Origin of the sequence: Nocardia pseudobrasiliensis NBRC 108224 (genome assembly GCF_001613105.1) — a bacterium.
Lineage (GTDB): Bacteria > Actinomycetota > Actinomycetes > Mycobacteriales > Mycobacteriaceae > Nocardia > Nocardia pseudobrasiliensis.
The window spans coordinates 41028-61620 of record NZ_BDBS01000032.1; the positions used below are offsets into that span (position 1 = coordinate 41028).

Genomic DNA, 20593 nt, shown 5'->3' on the forward strand with positions numbered 1-20593 from the left:
CACCGCTATCGAAGGGATTGGCCGCCGAGCGATTACGACCAGTAGCGAGCTACTGCGGCGGGCCCGGGAACAGTGGCGGCAGGGGCGGGATCGCGGGGACCACGATCGGAGGCAGGCCCGGGACCATGATGGTGTTGGGGCCGGGCGGCGGCGGGGCGTCCTCGGTGGTGGGTTGCTGCCAGCGCGGGGGCGGGGCGGCCACCGATTCGTTGGTGGTGTCGGTCGGGGACGGGGTCGCCGTGGGTTCGAGGACCACCGGGCGGGGCGTGCTCGGGGTGGTCGTATCGGGTACCGATTTACTGCTCTGCGAATTGCCCTGCAGGACTTGAGGGGCCCAGCCCAGGCCCATGCCGAGGGCGGCGACGACGACCAGTGCGCCCACCGCGACACCCGCGACGCTCATTTCGCGCCGGCGGCCCCGGGGCAGTTCGATGCCGAGGCCCCGGGAGGCGCGGCGGGCCCGGGGGGCGGGCTCATCGGACAGCCAGGCGGGCTGCAGTTGTTCGGTGTCCTCGGTGGCCATGGGGCCCGCCGGGGGCGGGGTAGCCATCGGGCGGGCGGGACGGGCCAGTAGCGCGGCGCCGCGGGCCACCACCGATTCGGGATGCGCGGGTACCACCGCGGGCATGCCGAGCCAGCGGCCGAGTACCCGAGTGACCAGGGGGATCTGGGCGCAGCCGCCGATCGCCACCACGGCCTGCACGGCCTGTTCGGAGCGCATGATCACATCGCGGGTCATCCGGGCCGAGGACTCGACGGCCAGCATGATCAGCGCCTCGAAGTTCTCCTGGGAGATCAGGACGAGACCGTGTTCGGACGGCAGCGCCACCGCGGTGTTGACCGACAGCTGTTCCTTGGCCTGACGGCACAGCGCGTCCAGTTCGGCCAGGCCCTGCGGATCCGGCGGATGGGCGATCCGGCCCGATGCGATCTGCTGTTCGCGGATCAGCGAATCCAGATAGTCGCCGCTGATATCGCTGGTGCGCTCGCTGTAGAGGATGTGGCGACTGGCGACGTCGACGATGCTCACCGACAGTCCGGAACTGCCCAGATCGTAGAGCGCGATGGTGCGGTAGCCGGATACCTCACCGGCCGACTCCAGAAACTGCAGCGCCGCCACGACCTCGGGCACCAGTTCGTAATTGGTGAGCTGGCGACGGGCCAGAGCGGCGCGTAGGGCACGGGCATGCTGTTCGCTGCGGAAAGCCAGGGCGGTGGCGGCGATCTCGGGGCCCAGCGCGGCGGCTAGTGCGTCGGCGGCGACCTCCTCGACCCGCTGTTCGTCCACCGATAAGGATTGCAAATCGAATCGATCGGGCGCGAAACGCTCGGCGGAATTTCCCGGATGGGGACGCGCGACGCGGATCGCGCCCGCTCCCACCGAAACTCCCAGTACCGAACTCATCTGCTGCCCATCTCGTTTTCCACTCCACGACGTGCGCGGCGGCCGCCGCATGCGGATGGCCAGCGTCGCCCCACGGTGGGGGCCACTGTACCTGTTCCCGACACCCTACGACGTGCCGAGCCCGGCGTACACCCATCCCGCCGCACGCCACTGGGCGCGATCGAGACAATTGCGCCCATCGATGATCGAACGGGCCCGGACCACCCGATCCAGGTCCCGAGGGCCCAGGGCCGTGAATTCCGCCCATTCGGTCAATACGAGCACCACATCGGCCCGTTCGCACGCCTCGGCCACCGAAGTCGCGTAGTTGAGCGTCGGAAAAACTTTGCGCGAATTCTCCAGCGCCTTCGGGTCGTACACGGTGACCACCGCGCCGTGCAGTTGAATCATCCCGGCCACATTCAATGCCGGCGAATCGCGCACATCGTCGGATTCCGGTTTGAAGGCCGCGCCGAGTACCGCGACATTGGCGCCCAGTAGCGATCCGCCACACGCCTTGGCCGCCATATCCACCACCTTCGTGCGGCGGCGCATATTGATGTTGTCCACCTCACGCAGGAAGGACAGGGCATGGTCGGCGCCAAGCTCCCCCGCGCGGGCCATGAAGGCGCGGATGTCCTTGGGCAGGCAGCCGCCGCCGAAGCCGAGACCGGCGTTGAGGAAGCGGCGGCCGATACGGGCGTCGTAGCCCAGCGCGTCGGCGAGCACGGTGACATCGGCGCCGGTCGCCTCGCACACCTCGGAGACGGCATTGATGAACGAGATCTTCGTCGCGAGAAAGGCATTCGCGGAAACCTTCACCAATTCCGCTGTGGCCAAATCGGTTCGAAGATACGGAACCTCGGCGGCGATCAGATCGGCATAGATCTCGCGCAGCAATTCCTCGACCCACCCGGAGTTCTCGCGCGCCGCATCCACACCGACCACCAGCCGATCCGGGCGCAGCGTGTCCTGAACCGCGAAACCCTCGCGTAGGAACTCCGGATTCCAGGCGACCTCCACCTCCGTCGAGGCGGCGGCGCGGGCGCGCACACCCAGTTCCGCGGCGGTTCCCACGGGAACGGTCGACTTGCCGATGATCACCGCCGGCCGCTCGAGCATCGGCGCCAGCCGGTCCACCACGGCGTGCACGTACTTCAGATCGGCGGCGTACTCACCCTTCTTCTGCGGTGTTCCCACGCCGAGGAAGTGCGCGTCGGCATGCGCCGCGGCCTCCTCGTAGGAGGTGGTGAACCGCAGCCGCTTGCGATCGAGATTGCGCCGCAGCACCTCCTCGAGCCCAGGCTCGTAGAACGGCACCACCCCGTCGGACAGCTTGGCGACCTTACCCGGGTCGACATCGACCCCGATCACCTCATGCCCGAGCTCGGCCATGCACGCGGCATGGGTGGCTCCCAGATACCCAGTCCCGAACACCGTGAGACGCATGATCGATTGGTAAGCGTCCGCGATGGCCGGGTCGCGTCGCCGAGGCAAGTCCCGGGGCAACATCAGATGTACAAGCGGAAACCCGCACGTCAAAGGGCATAAATCGAATGTCTGCCCGACCTGCGGAATCGAGATGTCCGAGCGCGGAACCACATTGGAGGTTACGGCCGGAAGGCGGGAAATCGAAGAGCCGGTGACGGGAATCGAACCCGCACTCTCAGCTTGGGAAGCTGATGTTCTACCACTAAACTACACCGGCACTGCCAGATGGCTGCTCGACAGACATTAGCAGACCGCCCGTCGCGGCAGCCAACTTCCCAGGTAAGAGACTCTGACCAGCAACGATGGCCGGGGTGCGGTGGCATTGGAGGAGGGTGGATGGCGCCGGAGGATATCGATCGAGCCGAGCGGGACGGTGCGGCTCCGTATTCGCCGAGAACGCTTGCGATATACGACTTTCGGGTGTTGTGGTTCAATCTGCGTTTCGTATGGCGTTGTGCCGCAAAGCATGTGCTGGCACTGTATGACCGTGAGGTGAGCGCCGATCATCTGGACATCGGCCCGGGAACCGGGTGGTTCCTGTGCCGTGCGACCTATCCCACCGCGCTGCCGCGGGTGACGCTGATCGATCTGAACCCCAATTCCCTGGCTACCGCGAGCGGGCGGCTCCGACAGCGCGGGATCGCGTCTCGGACCCTGGAAGGCAGTGTTCTGCAACCGCTTCCGGTGGACGGGCACCGATTCGGTTCGGTGTCGGCGACCCATCTCATGCACTGCGTGCCGGGCGGGTGGGACACCAAGGGCGAGGCGTTCCGCCATATCGCCGCGGCGACGGCCGAGGACGGGGTGTTCTTCGGGGCGACCGTGCTGGCCAGCGGGGTCCCGCATACCGCGCTCAGCCGCTACGAGATGCGGCGCTACCAGACCCTCGGCGCCTTCCACAACGAGCACGACGACCTCGACGGGCTGGTCGCCGCGCTCGAGCGGGCGTTCGAATCGGTGGAGGTGCGCACGCGCGGTTCGATGGCGCTGTGGACCGCGCGGCGGCCGCGCTGAATCAGCTCGCGGCCGGGCTCACCATCCACAGCCACCAGCCGGAGCGCGGGTACTGCAGGGTGAGCGAGGTGATGTGGTACTGCTGGCGCTTGCCGGTGGCGGGATCGATATGGGTCACCACGGGGACCGGTGCGACCTCCTCGATCTGGTTGTTCCACATGGTTTCCCACTCCGGGGCCTGACTGCAGGAGCGGACGAGCGACTCGAAAGCGACCGGATCGAGCAGTCCGGCAGCCATCACCCGCAGGGAATACACGAAGGTGTGGGCGAGCATTTCCCATTCGGCAATCATCTGCCGCGGGCTCGGATCGAGCAGCAGCCATTCCACGACGCTTTTTCCCGGGGTCAGACCCGGAAGGTGTCGTCGGGCGGCGGCATTGGCGGCCAGGGTTCGATAGGTGCGCATGTCCTGGTAGAACGCGGGCGCCGAAATCGCTTCCAGCGCGGACATCTCGTGCGCGGTGGGCTCCTCGTAATCCGGCAGCTGCGTATTGGCGTACAGGCTGGTCAATGCCCGTGCACGAGTGGGCTCGAGACCCAGCGCGTTGAGTAGCGAACCGAGGACGCTCTGGGTGAGGGGCCGCTTGTTGCGCTCGATGGCCGAAAGCGTCTCCTCGGAGATCCCGACCATTGCGGCCAGCTCGCTCTGCTTCAGATTGGCATTGATTCTGAGCTCACGGACGTAGGAACCCAGATTCCGAACCGACGACATCGAAAAGATCCCTTACTCGGACCCGGACAAGCTGTACGGGTCGCAACTGTTGACTCCGGCTCGACAACTATCCACTGTTGTTGTGGGCCGGGCAAACGCGCTCAGCCCGGATCCGGGGGGTCGGGGTGGGATGTCCGACTCGCCGGAGGGGAGAGCCGGACGCCCACCCTGCCGGGACCGCTATCGCGGTTCGCGGCGGTGCGGACGCGGAAGGTGCAGGCCGAAATACACGGCCGCCATGCGCAGGGCGAAGACCAGCCCGGCCGAGACCATGGCCGCCGGACCGGGACCCGCGCCCAGGCGGTCCATGCCGAGGTAGCAGCAGGCGCCGATCAGGGCCGCGATGGCGTAGACGTCCTCGCGCAGCAGCAGGGGCGGGAATTCCCCGCACAGCACATCGCGGATCACCTCACCGGTCACGCCGGTCATCACCGACAGGATGACCACGGCCAGCGGTGTGGCGCCGGCCTCGATCGCGGCCCGCGCGCCGATCACGGTCACCACGGCCAGACCCACGGCATCGACCACCAGCAGCGACCGCCGGGGCAGCGACCAGAAGCGCAGATAGGCCATGGTCGCCAGGCCCACCCCGCCGATCACGGTCAACAGCACCCAATCATGGGTCCAATACAGCGGATAGCGGCCGAGGATCAGATCGCGGAGCGTGCCACCGGAGATCGAGGCGGCGAAGGCCAGGGCCAGCCCACCGAAGGGGTCCATATCGGCCCGGTACGCGGCCAGGACACCACTCGCGGCAAAGGCCGCGACACCGACCAGATACAGCACGTGCAGCATGCGCACATGATGTCAGCAACCTCCCGGCGGCCCGCTCCCCGCTGCCCGGCTCCGCGGCCGACGCACTACGCTCTGTCGACGTGCTGCTTTCCGATCGCGACATTCGTGCCGAGCTGGCCGCGGGCCGGCTCGGGCTGGAGCCGTTCGACGAGAAGCTGGTTCAGCCGTCGAGTATCGATGTGCGACTGGATCGGATGTTCCGGGTGTTCAACAACACTCGCTACACCCATATCGATCCGGCGCAGCGGCAGGACGAGCTGACCACCCTCGTGGAACCCGCCGACGGCGAGCCCTTCGTCCTGCATCCGGGCGAATTCGTCCTGGGTTCGACGCTGGAGGTGTGCACGCTGCCCACCGATCTGGCCGGACGGCTGGAGGGTAAGTCGAGCCTCGGACGACTGGGGCTGCTCACCCATTCCACGGCCGGATTCATCGATCCTGGTTTCAGCGGGCACATCACCCTGGAGCTGTCCAATGTCGCCAATCTACCGATCACGCTGTGGCCGGGGATGAAGATCGGGCAGCTGTGCCTGTTCCGGCTGTCGAGCCCGGCGGAGAATCCGTACGGCAGTAAGGCCGCGGGGTCGAAGTATCAGGGTCAGCGCGGGCCGACGCCGTCGAAGGCGTATCTGAATTTCCCACTGCCCGACCAGGTCTGACGTCAGGCGGGGTCCATCCGGCAGCTGGACCCCGCCCGACGCTCACCGCGGCGGCAGGACGTGCGCCCCGGCCTTGTCGGTGGACAGCGCCAGGGAGCTGATGTACTGAATCTCCCCGGCCGGCCCCGGAACTGCCGAGGCGATCATGTCGGGGCGTTCGAAATCCATTCCGGTGACGTGGCAGGTCAGGGTTTCGCCCGAGGGGTTGCCGTACTCGTCGAACATCGGCAGTTCGATGCCGTCGTCCGTGCGGCGCAGGTAGTAACGGCCCCGGGTGACCACGGCGGTGAGCGGGGTCGCGACGAAGGCGATGACGACGGCGACGATGGGCGAATACGGCTTCAGGGTCTCGCCGAACAGGCCGAAGAACGTCATGATCGACAGCGCCGCCGAGAGCCCGAACCCCACCAGGCCGACGGGGTTGAAGTTGTAGAGCATGCCGCGGCGGAATTCGGGCTGCTTCGGCGAGATCTTCAGCAGGTATTTGTTGACCGCGATATCCGTTGCGACAGTGACGATCCAGGCGATGCCACAGTTGGCGTAGAAGCCGAGGATGTTGTTGAGGAAGTCGAACATGTTGGCTTCCATCAGGATCAGCGCGATCGCCAGATTCAGGCCCAGGAACACCAGGCGGCCCGGATAGGTCTTGGTGACCCGGGTGAAGGAGTTGGTCCAGGCCAGCGAGCCCGAATACGCGTTGGTCACATTGATTTTGATCTGACTGATCACCACCAGCACCACCGCGAGGGTCATCGCCAGCCAGGACGGGACCATATCGCGGTAGATCTCCAGGAACTGATGCACCGGCTGATTCGCGATGTCCTGTGCGCCAGGCAGATTCGCGATCAGGTACACCGCCAGGAACAGACCGACGACCTGCTTGATCGCGCCGAAGATCACCCAGCCCGGTCCGGCCAGCAGCATCCAGCCCCACCACTTACGGGAGTTCTCCGGGGTTTTCGGCGGCATGAAGCGCAGATAGTCGATCTGCTCGGCGATCTGGGCGATCAGCGACAGGCACACCCCGGCGGCCCCGAGCATTCCGGCGATGCTCACCGCATTGCCGTCCTTACCGCCGTAGGCGAAGAAGGAGCCCACCGAATCCGGGTGCCGCACAACGAGAAAGACGAACGGCAGCACCATCAGCAGCAGCCACAGCGGGGTGGTCCACACCTGCAGTTTGGCCAGGGTGTTCATGCCGTAGATGACCAGCGGGAAGATCAGCAGGGTCGAACACAGATAGCCCAGCCACAGGGGGATGTGCAGACCCAGATTCAGGCCCTGCGCCATGATCGAGCCCTCGAGGGCGAAGAAGATGAACGTGAACGACGCGAACACCAGATTGGTGATCACCGAACCGTAGTAGCCGAAGCCGCTGCCGCGGGTGATCAGGTCCAGATCGAGGTTGTAGCGGGCGGCGTAGTAGGCCAGCGGAAATCCCGTGAGCATCACCACGATCGCGAAGATGCCGATGCCCAGCAGGGCGTTGCCGGTGCCGTTGGCAATGCCGATATTGGCCCCGATGGAGAAGTCGGCCAGATAGGCGATGCCGCCCAGCGCGGAGACGCCGACGACCGCCGGACTCCATTTACGGTAGCTACGCGGCGCGAAGCGCAGCGTGTAGTCCTCCAGCGTTTCCTTCGTCGCGGCGACCGAATCGGTCTGCCGCGTCTGCACGTCGACCACTTGAAACTCCTCACTCCCGCCCGTCGCGAACGGGGTTCGGAGATCGAGATTCACGGTTGAATGTAGAGTTACTTTTTCCGGGCAGTTACGGCTACGTTACTTCCCTTCGGTAATTCCTCAACAGGTCTCGACGGCGGCCTTCACATATCCGGCCGACTGGTAGACGTACTGGTACGCCCAGCGGAGCGGCGAGATGCGCGGGTGGGCGACGACCACGAGAAGCTCACCGCCCCAGCACTTTCCGAGCACATAGCGGGCTCGGGAGACGTGCGGTGTGAAGGTCACCACAATCACCCGGCGCCAGCCGTCCGTCCGGGCCCGGGCCGCCAGTTCGCGGCCCTCGCCCAGGGTCGTGCGCGGATCGGGGTCGAAGCAGTCGACCCGGAACCGGTAACCACCGTGGCAGATCCGGTTCATCAGGGCGCTGTGCTCATAGGGATCGGAGAACAGCACCCGTGGCGCGTAGCCGTCGCGGGCCAGCCGCAGGGCCAGTTCCTCGCGGCCGTCGTGGGCCCCGCCCAGCACCACGATGGCGTCGGCGCGCATCGGGGTATCGATACGCGGGCGCACGTAGACCGGCCACAGCGCCGCGACGTAGACGGCGACGGCGACCGCTGTGACCGCGGCCGCCCGCACCACGCGTCGGCTGCGCACCCGCCCGATCAGCGGATCAGTTGGTGGTGAAGCATTCGGTGGCGATCTTCTGCGCCGCGCCGCGGGCCTTGTCGGCGTCTTCCTTGCTCATGCCCTGGCCCGGATCGGCGGTGGGGGTGCTGGCGCCGGTCTTGGTCATGGTGCGCAGGCCGTCCTGCGAAATGCCCGCGTCGACAAAGTGTTTCGCCGCGCAGTCGGCCAGGTTTGCCTGCAGGCCGCCGGACTGCAAGGACTTGGAGACGTCCGCCTGGGTGATCTGCGGCTGGGAGTCCTTGCTATCGGAGCCGCCGCAGGCCGCCAGCAGCGGCAGGGCGACGAATGCGGCGGCGATCAGCGAAATCCTCAACTGTTCCTCGATTCTCGCAAATGGTCGGGGCGGTGGCGCGCGCACCGCGGTGGTGATCCTGCCGTATCACCCGGCGCGGCAACAGACGTGGGTCACAGATCCATGGCCGCGCGCAGGGCCGTATCGATGCGCTCGGCGGTTTCGAGGTCGATCTCGCCCACCCGTTCGGACAGCCAGCCGCGGAAGATGCGGCCGATATTTCCCGCGTGCACCCAGCCGTGGCCCGGGATGGACACGGCGAGGATGTCGTTGGGGTCCTCGTCCTCGACCTCGGCCGCGATCAGCCAGGGGCGCGGGGATTCGTTGATGCCGTCACTGGAGATCAGGACGATATTGCGACGCCGTTGCGAACCTTGCGGGTGGTAGATCCACAGTTCACCCCTGCGCACGCAACTCCTTCTCCGCGGCCCGCAGCTCGGCCTCGTCGGCCGCCGCCACCGCGACCGGATCCGCCACCGGCCCACAACCGGTACGCACGGCCTCTCGGCGCGCGGCCCGCGATATCCAGGCGGACGGGGACATTCCCGCCCGCGCAGCGGCCTGCTCGGCATACGACCAGGCCGCCTCGTCCAGGGACAGAGTCACCTTACGGGTTGCCATACCAATTATCGTACCGGCGCGAGGCGGCGCAGTGGTGGTGTTGGCGGAATGCCAATTGTTGTTAGTGTGGGTTCGGCCACTAGTGCGCGGGAGTCGGGATGTTGAATTATCAGCGGGTCGGGCATGGGGAGCCGGTTGTGCTCGTGCACGGGGTGGGGAGTCGGTGGCAGGTTTGGGAGCCCGTCATCGAAGCGTTGGCGGAGCGGTTCGAGGTGGTGGCGGTGGATCTGCCCGGGTTCGGGGCCTCGGAGGCGTTGGGGCGCACGACCGTTGACGAGCTGACCGATGCGTTGGCGGCTTTTCTGGTGGACCAGGGGCTGACGGGGGCGCATCTGGCGGGAAATTCGATGGGTGGGTTGATCGCGTTGAATGTGGGGGCGCGGGGGCTGGCCCGGAGCGTGACCGCGTATTCGCCGATCGGGTTCTGGTCCACACCGGGGCGGATCTGGTGTCAGCAGTCGCTGGGGCGGTCGAAGGATTTGGCGATGCTGTTGCGGGCGGCGTTACCCGCGGTGCTCGGCACGGCCGCGGGGCGAACGGCCTTTCTGAGCTTGGTATTCGGCAGGGCCTGGGCCGTGAGTCCGCAGACCGCCATCGAGACCGCGCACGGCGCGATGTACTCACCCGGATTCGAGCCCGCGCTCGCCTCGTTCGAATTCGCGCGACTGCAAGACGCCGGGCGGCTGGCCCGAATACCGGTCACGATCGCGTGGGGCAATCGCGACATCCTGCTCACCTACGCCACCCAGAGCCGCCGCGCTCGCGCGCTGCTGCCGCACGCTCGCCATGTCACACTGCACGGGAGTGGCCACACGCCGTTCTACGACGATCCCGCGGGATGCGCGGAGATCCTGGTGGAGACGACAGAGAGAACGATATGAGCAACGTATCGCTGAGCTTCGACGGTAATCGCGCGCTCGTCGCGCTGGATCGGCCCGACAAGCACAACGGCCTGACCATTCCGATGCTGCGGGACCTGGTGCGAGTCGCGCGGGAGGTGGGTGAGCGCGACGATATTCGCGCGGTCATCCTGTCCGGTAACGGCCCCAGCTTCTCCAGTGGTCTCGATATCGCGAAGGCCACCGGCGATCCACTGACCATCGTGCGCAATTTCGTGCCGATTCCCTGGCGCGGCACCAATACCTTCCAGGAGGCGTGTTGGGCGTGGCGGCGGCTGCCGCAGCCGGTCATCGCCGCGGTGCACGGCCATTGCTACGGCGGCGGTTTGCAGCTGGCGCTGGCGGCCGACTTCCGATTCGCCACACCGGATGCCGATTTCTCGGTCATGGAGGCCAAGCACGGCCTGATTCCGGATATGACCGGGCCCGTGACGCTATCGCGGCTTATCGGTATCGATAAGGCGTTGCTGTTGACCATGACCGCCGATTCGGTGGATGCGGCATACGCCGAGCGAATCGGTTTGATCACCGAGGTCACGGCCGATCCGCAGGCCGCGGCCGATAAACTCGCCGAGCGGATCGCGGCCCGTTCTCCGCATGCCGTGGCCGCCGCCAAACGCCTTTTCGATCGCACCTGGCAGCAGGGAACCCTGCGCACGCTGGGCATCGAGCGGGCGACCCAGCTACCCCTGCTCGTTCGACAGGCCCTCGGCCGCCGCTGATACCCAGCCTTTCGTCCTTTCGTCCGAAAATTTTGTTCAATACCCGAATCTTCGGAGCGGGAAACCACACACGGTCTCGGCAAACTGTTAGCATTTTCACAATTGCCAGCCAAGTCGATGATCGTGTGCGGTGGTGACACAGATCTTCAGTTGGGCCGCACCGGATCGGCGAGATCCCGGAAGGCCCTCCGACCTTGACCAAGACCGCATCCATCCTGCTGTCGCTAGCGGGTGTCTCGGCCTTGCTCCTCACCGTCTGCCCGCCTGCCGCGGCGAATCCGAACGCCATCAATCCGATTCCGGTGCTCAACGGCACCAGCGGCCTACCGCAGTTGCCCGGGCGCACCCGGGCCATATTCCAGGTGACCGGCATGGCCAGTCCCAATCACACCGAGAACAACAATGTGCTCGGCACCGATCTGGGCATCATGTGGGACAACGGCGAGGGGCAGATGCTCACCGCCTTCGGCGATACGGCCGGGGTGGGCTTTCCGAATCTGCTGTCGGGCAGCGTCTGGGCCTGGCGGTCGAATGTGCTACTGCGCAGCCATACCCATGATCCGGCCAACGGCGTGTACTTCGACAGCGTGGTCCGCGACGGCGTCGGTCAGGCCCGCGATCTGATTCCCAGTCCGAAGATCCCGTTTCTCGAGATCAGCCGGATTCCGACCGCCGGTATCGCGGTGGACGGGGTGCAGTACATGAGCCTGATGTCGGTGCAGAGCTGGGACGAGGTCGGACAGTGGACGACCAATTATTCCGGCCTGGCCGCCTCGGCCGACAACGGCGAGACCTGGGCCGATCTGGCCTTCACACGGCGACCCGACGAGGGCGGTAATGCGAACTTCCAGATGAACGCCTTCGTGAAGAACGACGGCTTCGTCTACGAATACGGAACGCCCTCGGGGCGTAATCATTTCGCCTATGTCGCGCGGGTGCGCGAGCACGATATCCAGAACCTCGACCTGTACGAGTACTGGGACGGCGAGCGCTGGCGCAAGGGTGATCCGAATGCCGCCGCGCCGATCACCGGGGGCGTGGGCGAGCTGTCGGTGATGTGGAACGACTACCTGGGTCAATATCTGATGCTCACCACCGATCCGTGGAATTCGGTGGTGATGCGGCGGGCATCGGCGCCCGAGGGACCGTGGAGCCCGCCGGAGGTATTGATCGATACCCGCGAATTGCCGACCGCCTACGCGCCCTCGATCTTCCCGTATCAGACCGGGCGCGATCTGTATTTCCTCACCACGGTGCACAGCCAGTACAACGTCCTGCTGATGCGAACGACGCTGTAGCCGGGGCACATACACTCGGCGGCATGGATGCGGCGGAGTGGGATGCCCGATATGCACAGAGCGAACTGGTGTGGGGCGCGCCGCCGAACGCGACCGTCGTCGAGCATGTGTACGGACTCGATCGGCGGGTGACGCCGCAGCCCGACGCCCCCGGCGAACAGCCGCCCGCCCTGCCCCGCGCACTGGATCTGGCGTGCGGGGAGGGGCGCAACGCGGTCTGGCTGGCCACGCACGGTTGGCAGGTGCGAGCGATCGACTTCTCCCAGGTCGCCATTGACAAGGGGCGGACGGTCGCCTCGCGGTTGTCGCGTTCGGTGCGGGGGCGCATCGACTGGCAGTGCGCCGATGTGACGGATCTGGCGGAGGCCGATGTGAGCGGGCCGTTCGAGTTGGTTCTGATGGTGTTTCTCCATCTGCCCGCCGAACAGCGCCGAAAGGTGCTGGCGCAGGCCGCCGAACGGATCTCCCCCGGCGGGACGCTGCTGGTGCTGGGGCACGATTCGCTCAATCTCACCGAAGGCCATGGCGGACCGCAGGATCCGTCGATTCTGTTCACGCCCGATGATGTCGCGCGCGATCTGGCCGCGGCCGGGGAGCATATGCGGGTGCGGACGGCCGACCGGGTGCTGCGGGCGACCGAGGGGCGCGACGCGATCGATGCGCTGGTGATCGCGACGCGGGTGGTTCCGGATCTGGAGGCGCAGGCGATCGAGTCGTAGTCTCAGTCCCGCGCGGACCAGCGGCGCAGCCAGGGTTCGACGGCGGCGGCGATCTCATCGAAGCCCGCCCGGAACGAATGTGGTTGGGCGGGAATGATTGTCACCTGGGCGGCGTCGGCCGGGTCGGGGATGCCGAAGGGATCGCGGGCACCGTTGATCACCACGACGTCGACGTGTTGCGCGGCCGCCAGCAGTTCGTCACGGCGGGACTTCTCCGGCTTACCCGGCGGATGCAGCGGAAATGACAGGGCCAGAACGCCTTTCGCCCGGGCCGCCACGGCCGTCCGGCAGGCCACCCGCGCGCCGTTGCTGCGACCGCCCTGGACCAGGGACGCGCCGCGCACCTTCTTGCGCAGTGCGGCAACGATTTCCAGCCAGGCCGCGTCCTGCACGGTCGCCGATCCGGGAGCGCGGCGACCGGCGACGCGATAGGGCTGGGTCACGCGGGCCACGGCCACGCCGAGGTCGACCGCGAGATCCCGGACGACCAGCAGGTCCTTGGCGTCGACGCCGCCGCCGGAGCCGTGGGTGAGTACGAGCAGCAGCCGGGCTCCCTTGGGCCGGTCGAGTTCGATCTCCGCAGGTCCGGCACTCGTGTCGATGCGCACCTGGTCACGGTAACCCTCGCCCGGACTTCGTCCGGGCAAGGGAGATGAGGGCGCGCGGGCAAGAGAGACGAGGGCGCGCGGGCAGGGGAGCTGAGGGCGCGCTGGCAAGGGAGAGCGTCGTGGGTCTGTTCTTCGCGTCACATTCCGCCGTCGGAGCCTTGGACTGCCCATTACTCGTCGGTAATATACGGTGTAAGTTACCCGCGAGTAGTAGGCGGACAAGTCGGTCGACTACCCGGTGGCAACACAGTGGGCGGGAACGGACAACACACCGACCGCACCGACTCAACGGAGAGTGAGTACAGACATGGGTCACTACAAGAGCAACGTCCGCGACCTGGAGTTCAACCTCTTCGAGGTGCTCGGCCTCGGCTCGATCCTCGATTCCGGCGCTTATGGCGACCTCGACGCGGACACCGTCAAGGAGATGCTCAGCGAGGTGCGTCGCCTGGCCGAGGGTCCGCTCGCGGAGTCGTTCGCCGATGCCGATCGCAACCCGCCGGTCTTCGATCCCGAAACCCACAGCGTCGCGATCCCCGAATCGTTCAAGAAGTCCTTTCGCGCCCTGCAGGAAGGCGGCTGGGAGAAGCTCGGCCTGCCCGAGGAGCTCGGCGGGCTCGGCGTGCCGCGGGCCGTGCACTGGGCGATCAGCGAGTTGATCCTCGGCGCGCAGCCGGCCGCGTACATGTACGCCGCGGGCCCCGGCTTCAACGCGATCTTCTACAACAACGGCACCGAGGAACAGAAGAAGTGGGCCAAGATCGCGGTCGACCGCGACTGGGGCGCCACCATGGTGCTCACCGAGCCCGATGCGGGTTCCGATGTCGGCGCGGGCCGCACCAAGGCCGTGCAGCAGGAGGACGGCACCTGGCATATCGAGGGTGTGAAGCGCTTCATCACCTCCGGCGACTCCGATGACATGTTCGAGAACATCGTCCACCTCGTGCTCGCCCGCCCCGAGGGTGCGGGCCCGGGCACCAAGGGTCTGTCGCTGTTCTTCGTACCCAAGTTCCACTTCGACCACGAGACCGGCGAACTGGGCGAGCGCAACGGCGTCTTCGTCACCGGCGTCGAGCACAAGATGGGCCTGAAGGTCTCGGCCACCTGTGAGGTCACCTTCGGCGGCCACGGCATTCCGGCCAAGGGCTGGCTGGTCGGCGAGGTGCACAACGGCATCGCGCAGATGTTCGACGTCATCGAGAACGCGCGAATGATGGTCGGCACCAAGGCCATCGCCACCCTGTCGACCGGTTACCTGAACGCGCTGGACTACGCCAAGCAGCGCGTCCAGGGCGCGGACCTGACCCAGATGACCGATAAGGCCGCCCCGCGCGTCACCATCACCCACCACCCGGATGTACGTCGCAGCCTCGCCACCCAGAAGGCGTACGCCGAGGGCATGCGCGCGCTGTACCTCTACACCGCGGCGCATCAGAACGGTGATATCGCCGAGCAGGTTTCGGGCGCCGACGCCGATGTGGCCGCGCGCGTGAACGATCTGCTGCTGCCCATCGTCAAGGGCGTCGGCTCGGAGCGGGCCTACCAGTACCTGACCGAATCGCTGCAGACCCTGGGCGGTTCCGGCTTCCTGCAGGACTACCCGATCGAGCAGTACATTCGCGACGCGAAGATCGACTCGCTCTACGAGGGCACCACCGCGATCCAGGCGCAGGACTTCTTCTTCCGCAAGATCGCCCGCGACCGCGGTGTGGCGCTGGCCCATGTGGCCGGTCAGATCCAGAAGTTCATCGACTCCGAGGCGGGCAACGGCCGCCTCAAGGGCGAGCGCAAGCTGCTGGCCACCGCACTCGAGGATGTCCAGGGCATGGCCGCGACCCTGACCGGACACCTGATGGCCGCCCAGCAGGATCCCAAGGAGCTGTACAAGGTCGGCCTGGGTTCGGTGCGATTCCTGCTCTCGGTCGGCGATCTGCTGATCGGCTGGCAGTTGCTGCGGCAGGCCGAGATCGCGCTGGCCGCACTGGACAACGGTTCGACCGAGCCGTTCTACCAGGGCAAGATCGCCACCGCGCAGTTCTTCGCCCGCAACATCCTGCCCGAGCTGACCTCGACCCGCGCCGTGCTGTCGAACCTCGACAACGACATCATGGAGCTGGACGAAGCCGCGTTCTAGTGAAACGAGCAGGCCCCGTCGCCCACTGTGGTGACGGGGCCTGTCTCGTTTCCGCGGGCGGTGCGACCACAACGGTGTTGCCGCCCAAGTGTTTCGCGCGGTACATGGCCGAATCCGACCGGCGGAACAGGTCTTCGGCCAACGGAACCGGCGAATCGGAGAACGCGGCGCCCACGCTCGCGGTGACGGTGACCGGCAGACCCGCCATGGCCTCGATAGCGCCGCGCAGGCGCTCGGCCACCTCCTCGACGGACTGCCCGTGCAGTCGACCCACGACCGCGAATTCCTCGCCGCCGGTGCGCGCGACCACCGCCCCGCGCGGAGACGCGGCGCGCAGGCAGTCGGCGGTGCGGATGAGCACCTCGTCGCCCACGGGGTGGCCGAAGGTGTCATTGACGGATTTGAACCGATCCAGGTCGAGGGTCACGACATAGACGCCCTCGCGACAAGCCGTCCCGGCGAAACGCTGGACGCGCGAATCCAATCCGCGCCGATTCAGCAGTCCGGTGAGCGGATCCGACAGCGCGTCCAATCGGATCAGCCAGTTGAAGAACTGCACGACCGGCATCACGACGATGAGCACGACCATATTGGCCAGGAAGGTACCCACGCCCAGCGCGACATCCCCCGCGCCGTGACCGTGCCCGAGCGTCATCATGGCCGTCACCACGACGATCGACAGCAGCGCCCACAGCAGATGCAGTCCGAGCCAGCGCGTGCCGTGGAAGATGGCGACATACGCCCCCGTCGTCACCAGCAGCACGATGCCGAGCGCGCCCAGCAGGCGATCGGACACCATGATGTTGTTGGCGGTGATGTTGACATCGATCAGCGCGACCCAGAACAGCGACTCCCGCTCGCGCGGCCACGGGAACAACCACCACCGCAGCGTCCACAGCCCGGCGAGGGTCGCCGCGACGGCCGCCTGGGTCAGGCCCACCGGGTCGTTCTGTCCCGTCGGCGAGATCGCGGCCAGCACGGTGATGAGCATCATGACGATGCCGCCCGATCCGATCATGGTCTTCATCGGCCCGAGCGCGGCATGCGATTCGATGGTCCGCACCAGCGAGTCGTAATCGACCCGGTCACTCGCCCAGGCTCGAAAGATCACACCGTTGTCGTTCATCGGTCGTCGCCTCACGTCCGTCACCGGGGTCCGCCGCAAAAGGCCAATAACCGAATATTAACTGTAACGATGAGTATCAGCTACTTGGACGAGTGATCGGTCAGGCCGGGCCGGAGGCGCTCAGCCGCTCGGCCGCCTCGTCCATCTCCGCCGAATTCGCGATCACCACGGCATTCCCCCCGAGCCGCTTGGCGCGATACATCGCGATATCCGAACACCGCAGCAGGCGGCGGATCGTCTTCTCCGCGCCCTGTTCGTGCAGTTGCTCGATATCGCAGACGCCGACGCCGACACTGGCCGTGATCCGCACCGGCAGATCGTGCATGGTCTCGATCCCGCGGCGCAGGCGCTCGGCGATCACCCGCACCTCGTCGCCGTGCACATGACCGACCACCACGAATTCCTCGCCGCCGTTGCGCGCGATGACCGAACCGGGCGGGGCGGCGACGCGCAACCGATCCGCCGTACCGGCAAGCACCTCGTCGCCGAACAGATGGCCGAAGGTGTCGTTGACGTTCTTGAAGCGATCCAGATCCAGTGTGATGACATATGCGCCACGGGAATTGCGCGTGGCCCCGGATCCCGCGAAGCGCGACAGGTAGTAGTCCAGCCCGCGCCGGTTCAACAGCATGGTCAGCGGATCCGACAGCGCGTCGCGGCGTAACAGCCAGTGACAGAAGTGCACCGGCGGCAGCACCACCACGGTCGCGGCCACCATGATGAGCACGACCGCGACGGCCAGCGGAATATCACCGGCCACCGCGGCGCTCTGCGGCGGACCGCCCAGCACCATCCGAATCGACAGCACCACGATCGCCAGCAGCGACCAGCACACATGCAGTGCCAGTACGCGCGGGCCGTGGAAGACGGTGACGTATCCCCCGATCACCACCAGCAGAATCGCCCCGAGCGCGCCGTAGAGCCGGTTCTGCTCGGGCAGGCAGTTGGCGGGCGAGGCCAGATCGGCCAGCGCCACCCAGATCAGCGATTCGGTCTGACTGGGCCAGGTGAAGAACCACCAGCGCACCGCCCACGCCGCGGCCAGCAGCGAGACCAGTCCGGTCACCACCGCGCCGACCACACCGGTCGAACCCGAGCGCGACATGGCGCTGAGGATCGTGATCACCAGCAGCACCGCCCCGCCCGCGCCGACCGCGAGCCGCATCGGCACGAGCGCGTGATGGGATTCGAAAGTGTCCAGCAGCCAGCGGTAGTCGACCCGGTCACGCCACCAGGCTCGGACTATCGAACGACTGCTGCTCATCTGGTACCGCCCTGTGTCGGGAAACAACGGGCAAGCTGGCGAACGAACGCTCGGAAATACCTGTGAAAGTCTAGCCGCAGCGACCGCGACCGAAACGAAGCGTGATGCATATACCGCATCGATCCAGAAAACGGGGCAGAATCAGCCTCGGCTCGAGTCACGGAAGGGGCATGAGAGTTATGAAACGATCGCTGTCCGCGCTTGCCGGAGCCTGTGCCGCAACCGCCCTGCTGGCGGCCGTGGCAACGCCCGCCGGGGCGGATCCCAACGCAGTCAATCCGATACCGGTGCTCAACGGGACCACCGGCCTGCCGCGCCTGCCGGGCGCCACCCAGGCGGTGTTCCAACTCACCGGCATGGCCAGCCCGAACCGGACCGACGGCAACAATGTCCTCGGCACCGATCTGGGCATCATGTGGGACGACGGCCGCGGCCAGATGCTGACCGCCTACGGCGATACCGCCGGGCTCGGCGCGCCGAATCTGCTCACCGGCAGCTTCTGGGCGTGGCGGTCGAATGTCCTGTACCGCAGCCCCGCCGGAATGCATCCCGGCGACGGCATCCGCTACACCAGCTTCGTCGACAATCCGTTGGCCAGCCCGAAGATCCCGGGTATCGAGATCAGCTTCATCCCCACCGCGGGCGTATCGGTGAACGGCGTGCAGTACATGAGCATGATGTCGGTGCGCGAATGGGGCGCGGACGGCCACTGGGACACCAACTACTCGACGCTGGCCGTCTCCGGCGACGACGGCCAGAGCTGGGCCCAGCTGCCCACCACCCGCCGCGGCAACGACGGTGGCTTCCAGAACTTCCAGCAGGCGGCCTTCGTCAAGGCGAACGGCTACGTCTACCGCTTCGGCACCCCGGCCGGGCGCGACAATCCGGGGTTCGTGGCGCGAGCCAAGGAGGCCGATGTGGCCAACTGGGACGCCTACGAGTTCTGGGACGGCGGGGCATGGAAACCCAAGGACGCCAACCTCGCCAAGCCGATCGTCGGCGGCGTCGGTGAGCTGTCGGTCGGGTGGAACGACTATCTGGGCCAGTATGTGATGCTCACCACCGACCCGTTCAATTCGGTCGTCATGCGCACAGCGCCCGCGCCCGAGGGTCCGTGGACTCCGCCGCGTGTCCTGGTCGACGCCCGCGACCTGCCCACCGCCTACGCCCCGATGGTCTATCCGTATCAGACCGGACGGGATCTGTATTTCGCACTGGGCGTGCACAACCAGTACAACGTCGTCCTGATGCGCTCGCCGCTCTAATCGGGCCGGGAACGCATGGGGCCCCGTGCGGTTGCCGGGTCGGGGGTCTGGCAACTGCACGGAGCCGATCTGATTATCGGCGGCCCGCTCGGGGCGTTACACGGGTTCGGGGAGAATCGAGTGCGGGCACAGCGACCTGAGAGCTCGGATCCACCGGAGCTCGGACGACTCGAGGAGATGAGTATGCAGCTGGGAATGATCGGGCTCGGCCGGATGGGCGCCAACATCGTGCGGCGTATCGTCCGCGACGGGCACACCGCGGTCGGATATTCGCGCCACGAGGAGCAGATCAAGGAGTTCGCAACCGAACTCGGCGACAACTTCACCGGCGCCACCGACTACAAGGAGTTCGTCGCCCTGCTGGAGGCGCCGCGCGTCGTGTGGGTGATGATCCCCGCGGGCGCGACCGGCGCCGTCATCGACGAGGTGGCCGAACTGCTCGAGCCCGGCGACATCATCATCGACGGCGGCAACAGCCGCTACCACGAGGACATCAAGCGCGCGAAGGCGCTGCAGCCCAAGGGCATTCACTACCTCGACATCGGCACCTCGGGCGGCGTGTGGGGTCTCGAGCGCGGCTACTGCCTGATGATCGGCGGCGAGGCCGAGCAGGTGGCGCATCTCGAGCCGCTGCTGAAGTCCATCGCGCCGGGCGTCGAGGCCGCCGAGCGCACCCCGGGCCGCACCGGCGAACCCTCCCCGTCGGAGCAGGGTTATCTGCACTGCGGTCCCGCGGGCGCCGGACACTTCGTGAAGATGGTGCACAACGGCATCGAGTACGGCGCGATGGCCGCCTACGCCGAGGGGATGAACATTCTCGCCAAGGCCAATATCGGCAAGGTGCTCGCGGAGTCGCATTCGGCCGAGGAGACGCCGATGGAGAATCCGGAGTACTACCAGTACGACATCAATGTGCCGGAGGTGACCGAGGTCTGGCGGCGCGGTTCGGTGGTCGCGTCGTGGCTGCTGGATCTGACCGCGGCCGCGCTGCACGCCGATCCGGAGCTGTCGACCTTCGGCGGCCGGGTCTCCGATTCCGGTGAGGGCCGCTGGACCATCCACGCCGCGGTCGACGAGGGCGTGCCCGCGCCGGTACTGTCCGCGGCGCTGTACCAGCGCTTCTCCTCGCGCGGCGAGGCGCTGTACGCCGACAAGGTGCTCTCGGCCATGCGCAAGGCGTTCGGCGGGCACAACGAGCTGCCGGGTAAGTAGGAAAC

The 20593-nt window shown here is 66.7% G+C and carries 21 protein-coding genes and 1 tRNA gene; 9 read left to right on the forward strand and 13 right to left on the reverse strand.

Annotated elements, in window-relative coordinates:
• Positions 1-49: 49 nt before the first annotated feature.
• The 3 genes from NP4_RS24540 to NP4_RS24550 form a co-directional block, all read right to left on the reverse strand.
• Positions 50-1405: a DUF7159 family protein gene (locus NP4_RS24540; RefSeq protein ID WP_068002245.1), complete on the reverse strand. Its 1356-nt coding sequence runs from the start codon at positions 1403-1405 to the stop codon at positions 50-52.
• 105 nt (positions 1406-1510) lie between these two features.
• The gene (locus NP4_RS24545; RefSeq protein ID WP_068002249.1) at positions 1511-2833 is read right to left on the reverse strand and encodes a UDP-glucose dehydrogenase family protein; all 1323 of its coding nucleotides are present in this window, start codon (positions 2831-2833) and stop codon (positions 1511-1513) included.
• A gap of 188 nt (positions 2834-3021) precedes the next feature.
• A tRNA-Gly gene (locus NP4_RS24550) sits at positions 3022-3092 on the reverse strand.
• A 119-nt stretch (positions 3093-3211) separates the two neighbouring features.
• Between NP4_RS24550 and NP4_RS24555 the strand changes: the two genes are divergently transcribed.
• On the forward strand, positions 3212-3889 hold the full coding sequence (locus NP4_RS24555; protein WP_068002250.1) for a class I SAM-dependent methyltransferase: 678 nt from the start codon (positions 3212-3214) through the stop codon (positions 3887-3889).
• Between the two features lies 1 nt (position 3890).
• On the opposite strand, the gene NP4_RS24560 is transcribed toward NP4_RS24555, so the two are convergent.
• Positions 3891-4601 carry a helix-turn-helix domain-containing protein gene (locus NP4_RS24560; protein WP_068002253.1) on the reverse strand — a complete coding sequence of 237 codons (711 nt, stop codon included), beginning with the start codon at positions 4599-4601 and terminating at the stop codon, positions 3891-3893.
• A gap of 180 nt (positions 4602-4781) precedes the next feature.
• Entirely contained in the window at positions 4782-5396 is a 615-nt protein-coding gene (locus NP4_RS24565; RefSeq protein ID WP_068002256.1) for a trimeric intracellular cation channel family protein, read from the reverse strand.
• 80 nt (positions 5397-5476) lie between these two features.
• Between NP4_RS24565 and dcd the strand changes: the two genes are divergently transcribed.
• Entirely contained in the window at positions 5477-6055 is a 579-nt protein-coding gene (gene dcd, locus NP4_RS24570; RefSeq protein WP_062508183.1) for a dCTP deaminase, read from the forward strand.
• Between the two features lie 42 nt (positions 6056-6097).
• Here dcd and NP4_RS24575 read toward each other — a convergent pair whose 3' ends face one another.
• The 5 genes from NP4_RS24575 to NP4_RS24595 all read right to left on the reverse strand — a co-directional run bounded on the left by NP4_RS24575 (position 6098) and on the right by NP4_RS24595 (position 9341).
• Complete coding sequence (locus NP4_RS24575; protein ID WP_068002495.1) at positions 6098-7741, reverse strand: purine-cytosine permease family protein; 1644 nt, start codon at positions 7739-7741, stop codon at positions 6098-6100.
• A 117-nt stretch (positions 7742-7858) separates the two neighbouring features.
• A complete protein-coding gene (locus NP4_RS24580) occupies positions 7859-8395 on the reverse strand; it encodes a YdcF family protein (protein WP_068002259.1) in 537 nt (178 codons plus the stop codon).
• Positions 8396-8411: 16 nt separating this feature from the next.
• The gene (locus NP4_RS24585; RefSeq protein ID WP_062508177.1) at positions 8412-8741 is read right to left on the reverse strand and encodes a hypothetical protein; all 330 of its coding nucleotides are present in this window, start codon (positions 8739-8741) and stop codon (positions 8412-8414) included.
• Between the two features lie 92 nt (positions 8742-8833).
• Positions 8834-9130, reverse strand: coding sequence for a hypothetical protein (locus NP4_RS24590; protein WP_068002262.1), 297 nt, complete (start codon positions 9128-9130; stop codon positions 8834-8836).
• Entirely contained in the window at positions 9117-9341 is a 225-nt protein-coding gene (locus NP4_RS24595; protein ID WP_062508173.1) for a hypothetical protein, read from the reverse strand. Before NP4_RS24595 ends, NP4_RS24590 begins: the two co-directional genes overlap by 14 nt.
• A 98-nt stretch (positions 9342-9439) precedes the next feature.
• Here NP4_RS24595 and NP4_RS24600 point away from each other — a divergent pair, with 98 nt between their 5' ends.
• From NP4_RS24600 to NP4_RS24615, 4 genes are all read left to right on the forward strand, one after another.
• Complete coding sequence (locus NP4_RS24600; RefSeq protein ID WP_068002264.1) at positions 9440-10222, forward strand: alpha/beta fold hydrolase; 783 nt, start codon at positions 9440-9442, stop codon at positions 10220-10222.
• The gene (locus NP4_RS24605; protein WP_068002267.1) at positions 10219-10962 is read left to right on the forward strand and encodes a crotonase/enoyl-CoA hydratase family protein; all 744 of its coding nucleotides are present in this window, start codon (positions 10219-10221) and stop codon (positions 10960-10962) included. The genes NP4_RS24600 and NP4_RS24605 overlap by 4 nt, the downstream gene beginning before the upstream one ends.
• Before the next feature lie 194 nt (positions 10963-11156).
• Positions 11157-12260, forward strand: a complete 1104-nt coding sequence (locus NP4_RS24610; RefSeq protein WP_068002270.1) for a glycoside hydrolase family 183 protein — start codon at positions 11157-11159, stop codon at positions 12258-12260.
• Between the two features lie 23 nt (positions 12261-12283).
• Entirely contained in the window at positions 12284-12979 is a 696-nt protein-coding gene (locus tag NP4_RS24615; protein WP_068002271.1) for a class I SAM-dependent methyltransferase, read from the forward strand.
• A 2-nt stretch (positions 12980-12981) separates the two neighbouring features.
• Here NP4_RS24615 and NP4_RS24620 read toward each other — a convergent pair whose 3' ends face one another.
• Positions 12982-13587 carry an alpha/beta hydrolase family protein gene (locus NP4_RS24620; RefSeq protein ID WP_068002274.1) on the reverse strand — a complete coding sequence of 202 codons (606 nt, stop codon included), beginning with the start codon at positions 13585-13587 and terminating at the stop codon, positions 12982-12984.
• Between the two features lie 307 nt (positions 13588-13894).
• On the opposite strand from NP4_RS24620, the gene NP4_RS24625 reads away from it, so the two are divergent.
• On the forward strand, positions 13895-15721 hold the full coding sequence (locus NP4_RS24625) for an acyl-CoA dehydrogenase (protein WP_068002277.1): 1827 nt from the start codon (positions 13895-13897) through the stop codon (positions 15719-15721).
• Here NP4_RS24625 and NP4_RS24630 read toward each other — a convergent pair.
• Both NP4_RS24630 and NP4_RS24635 read right to left on the reverse strand, forming a co-directional pair.
• Positions 15693-16847, reverse strand: a complete 1155-nt coding sequence (locus tag NP4_RS24630) for a GGDEF domain-containing protein (RefSeq protein WP_068002280.1) — start codon at positions 16845-16847, stop codon at positions 15693-15695. The genes NP4_RS24625 and NP4_RS24630 overlap by 29 nt on opposite strands.
• Positions 16848-16947: 100 nt before the next feature.
• Positions 16948-18111: a GGDEF domain-containing protein gene (locus tag NP4_RS24635; RefSeq protein WP_068002283.1), complete on the reverse strand. Its 1164-nt coding sequence runs from the start codon at positions 18109-18111 to the stop codon at positions 16948-16950.
• Positions 18112-18290: 179 nt separating this feature from the next.
• On the opposite strand from NP4_RS24635, the gene NP4_RS24640 reads away from it, so the two are divergent.
• A complete protein-coding gene (locus NP4_RS24640) occupies positions 18291-19376 on the forward strand; it encodes a glycoside hydrolase family 183 protein (RefSeq protein ID WP_068002285.1) in 1086 nt (361 codons plus the stop codon).
• A 183-nt stretch (positions 19377-19559) separates the two neighbouring features.
• Positions 19560-20588 (forward strand): phosphogluconate dehydrogenase (NAD(+)-dependent, decarboxylating), encoded by a 1029-nt coding sequence (gene gnd, locus NP4_RS24645; RefSeq protein ID WP_062508152.1) that lies wholly within the window; start codon positions 19560-19562, stop codon positions 20586-20588.
• Positions 20589-20593: the final 5 nt, after the last annotated feature.

Excerpts from the sequence above, each read along its gene's own strand:
- NP4_RS24540 (WP_068002245.1), bottom strand. The coding sequence starts at position 1,405 with ATGAGTTCGGTACTGGGAGTTTCGGTGGGAGCGGGCGCGATCCGCGTC.
- NP4_RS24545 (WP_068002249.1), bottom strand. The coding sequence starts at position 2,833 with ATGCGTCTCACGGTGTTCGGGACTGGGTATCTGGGAGCCACCCATGCC.
- NP4_RS24555 (WP_068002250.1), top strand. The coding sequence starts at position 3,212 with ATGGCGCCGGAGGATATCGATCGAGCCGAGCGGGACGGTGCGGCTCCG.
- NP4_RS24560 (WP_068002253.1), bottom strand. The coding sequence starts at position 4,601 with ATGTCGTCGGTTCGGAATCTGGGTTCCTACGTCCGTGAGCTCAGAATC.
- NP4_RS24565 (WP_068002256.1), bottom strand. The coding sequence starts at position 5,396 with ATGCTGCACGTGCTGTATCTGGTCGGTGTCGCGGCCTTTGCCGCGAGT.
- NP4_RS24595 (WP_062508173.1), bottom strand. The coding sequence starts at position 9,341 with ATGGCAACCCGTAAGGTGACTCTGTCCCTGGACGAGGCGGCCTGGTCG.
- NP4_RS24600 (WP_068002264.1), top strand. The coding sequence starts at position 9,440 with ATGTTGAATTATCAGCGGGTCGGGCATGGGGAGCCGGTTGTGCTCGTG.
- NP4_RS24605 (WP_068002267.1), top strand. The coding sequence starts at position 10,219 with ATGAGCAACGTATCGCTGAGCTTCGACGGTAATCGCGCGCTCGTCGCG.
- NP4_RS24615 (WP_068002271.1), top strand. The coding sequence starts at position 12,284 with ATGGATGCGGCGGAGTGGGATGCCCGATATGCACAGAGCGAACTGGTG.
- NP4_RS24625 (WP_068002277.1), top strand. The coding sequence starts at position 13,895 with ATGGGTCACTACAAGAGCAACGTCCGCGACCTGGAGTTCAACCTCTTC.
- NP4_RS24630 (WP_068002280.1), bottom strand. The coding sequence starts at position 16,847 with ATGAACGACAACGGTGTGATCTTTCGAGCCTGGGCGAGTGACCGGGTC.
- NP4_RS24635 (WP_068002283.1), bottom strand. The coding sequence starts at position 18,111 with ATGAGCAGCAGTCGTTCGATAGTCCGAGCCTGGTGGCGTGACCGGGTC.
- NP4_RS24640 (WP_068002285.1), top strand. The coding sequence starts at position 18,291 with ATGAAACGATCGCTGTCCGCGCTTGCCGGAGCCTGTGCCGCAACCGCC.
- gnd (WP_062508152.1), top strand. The coding sequence starts at position 19,560 with ATGCAGCTGGGAATGATCGGGCTCGGCCGGATGGGCGCCAACATCGTG.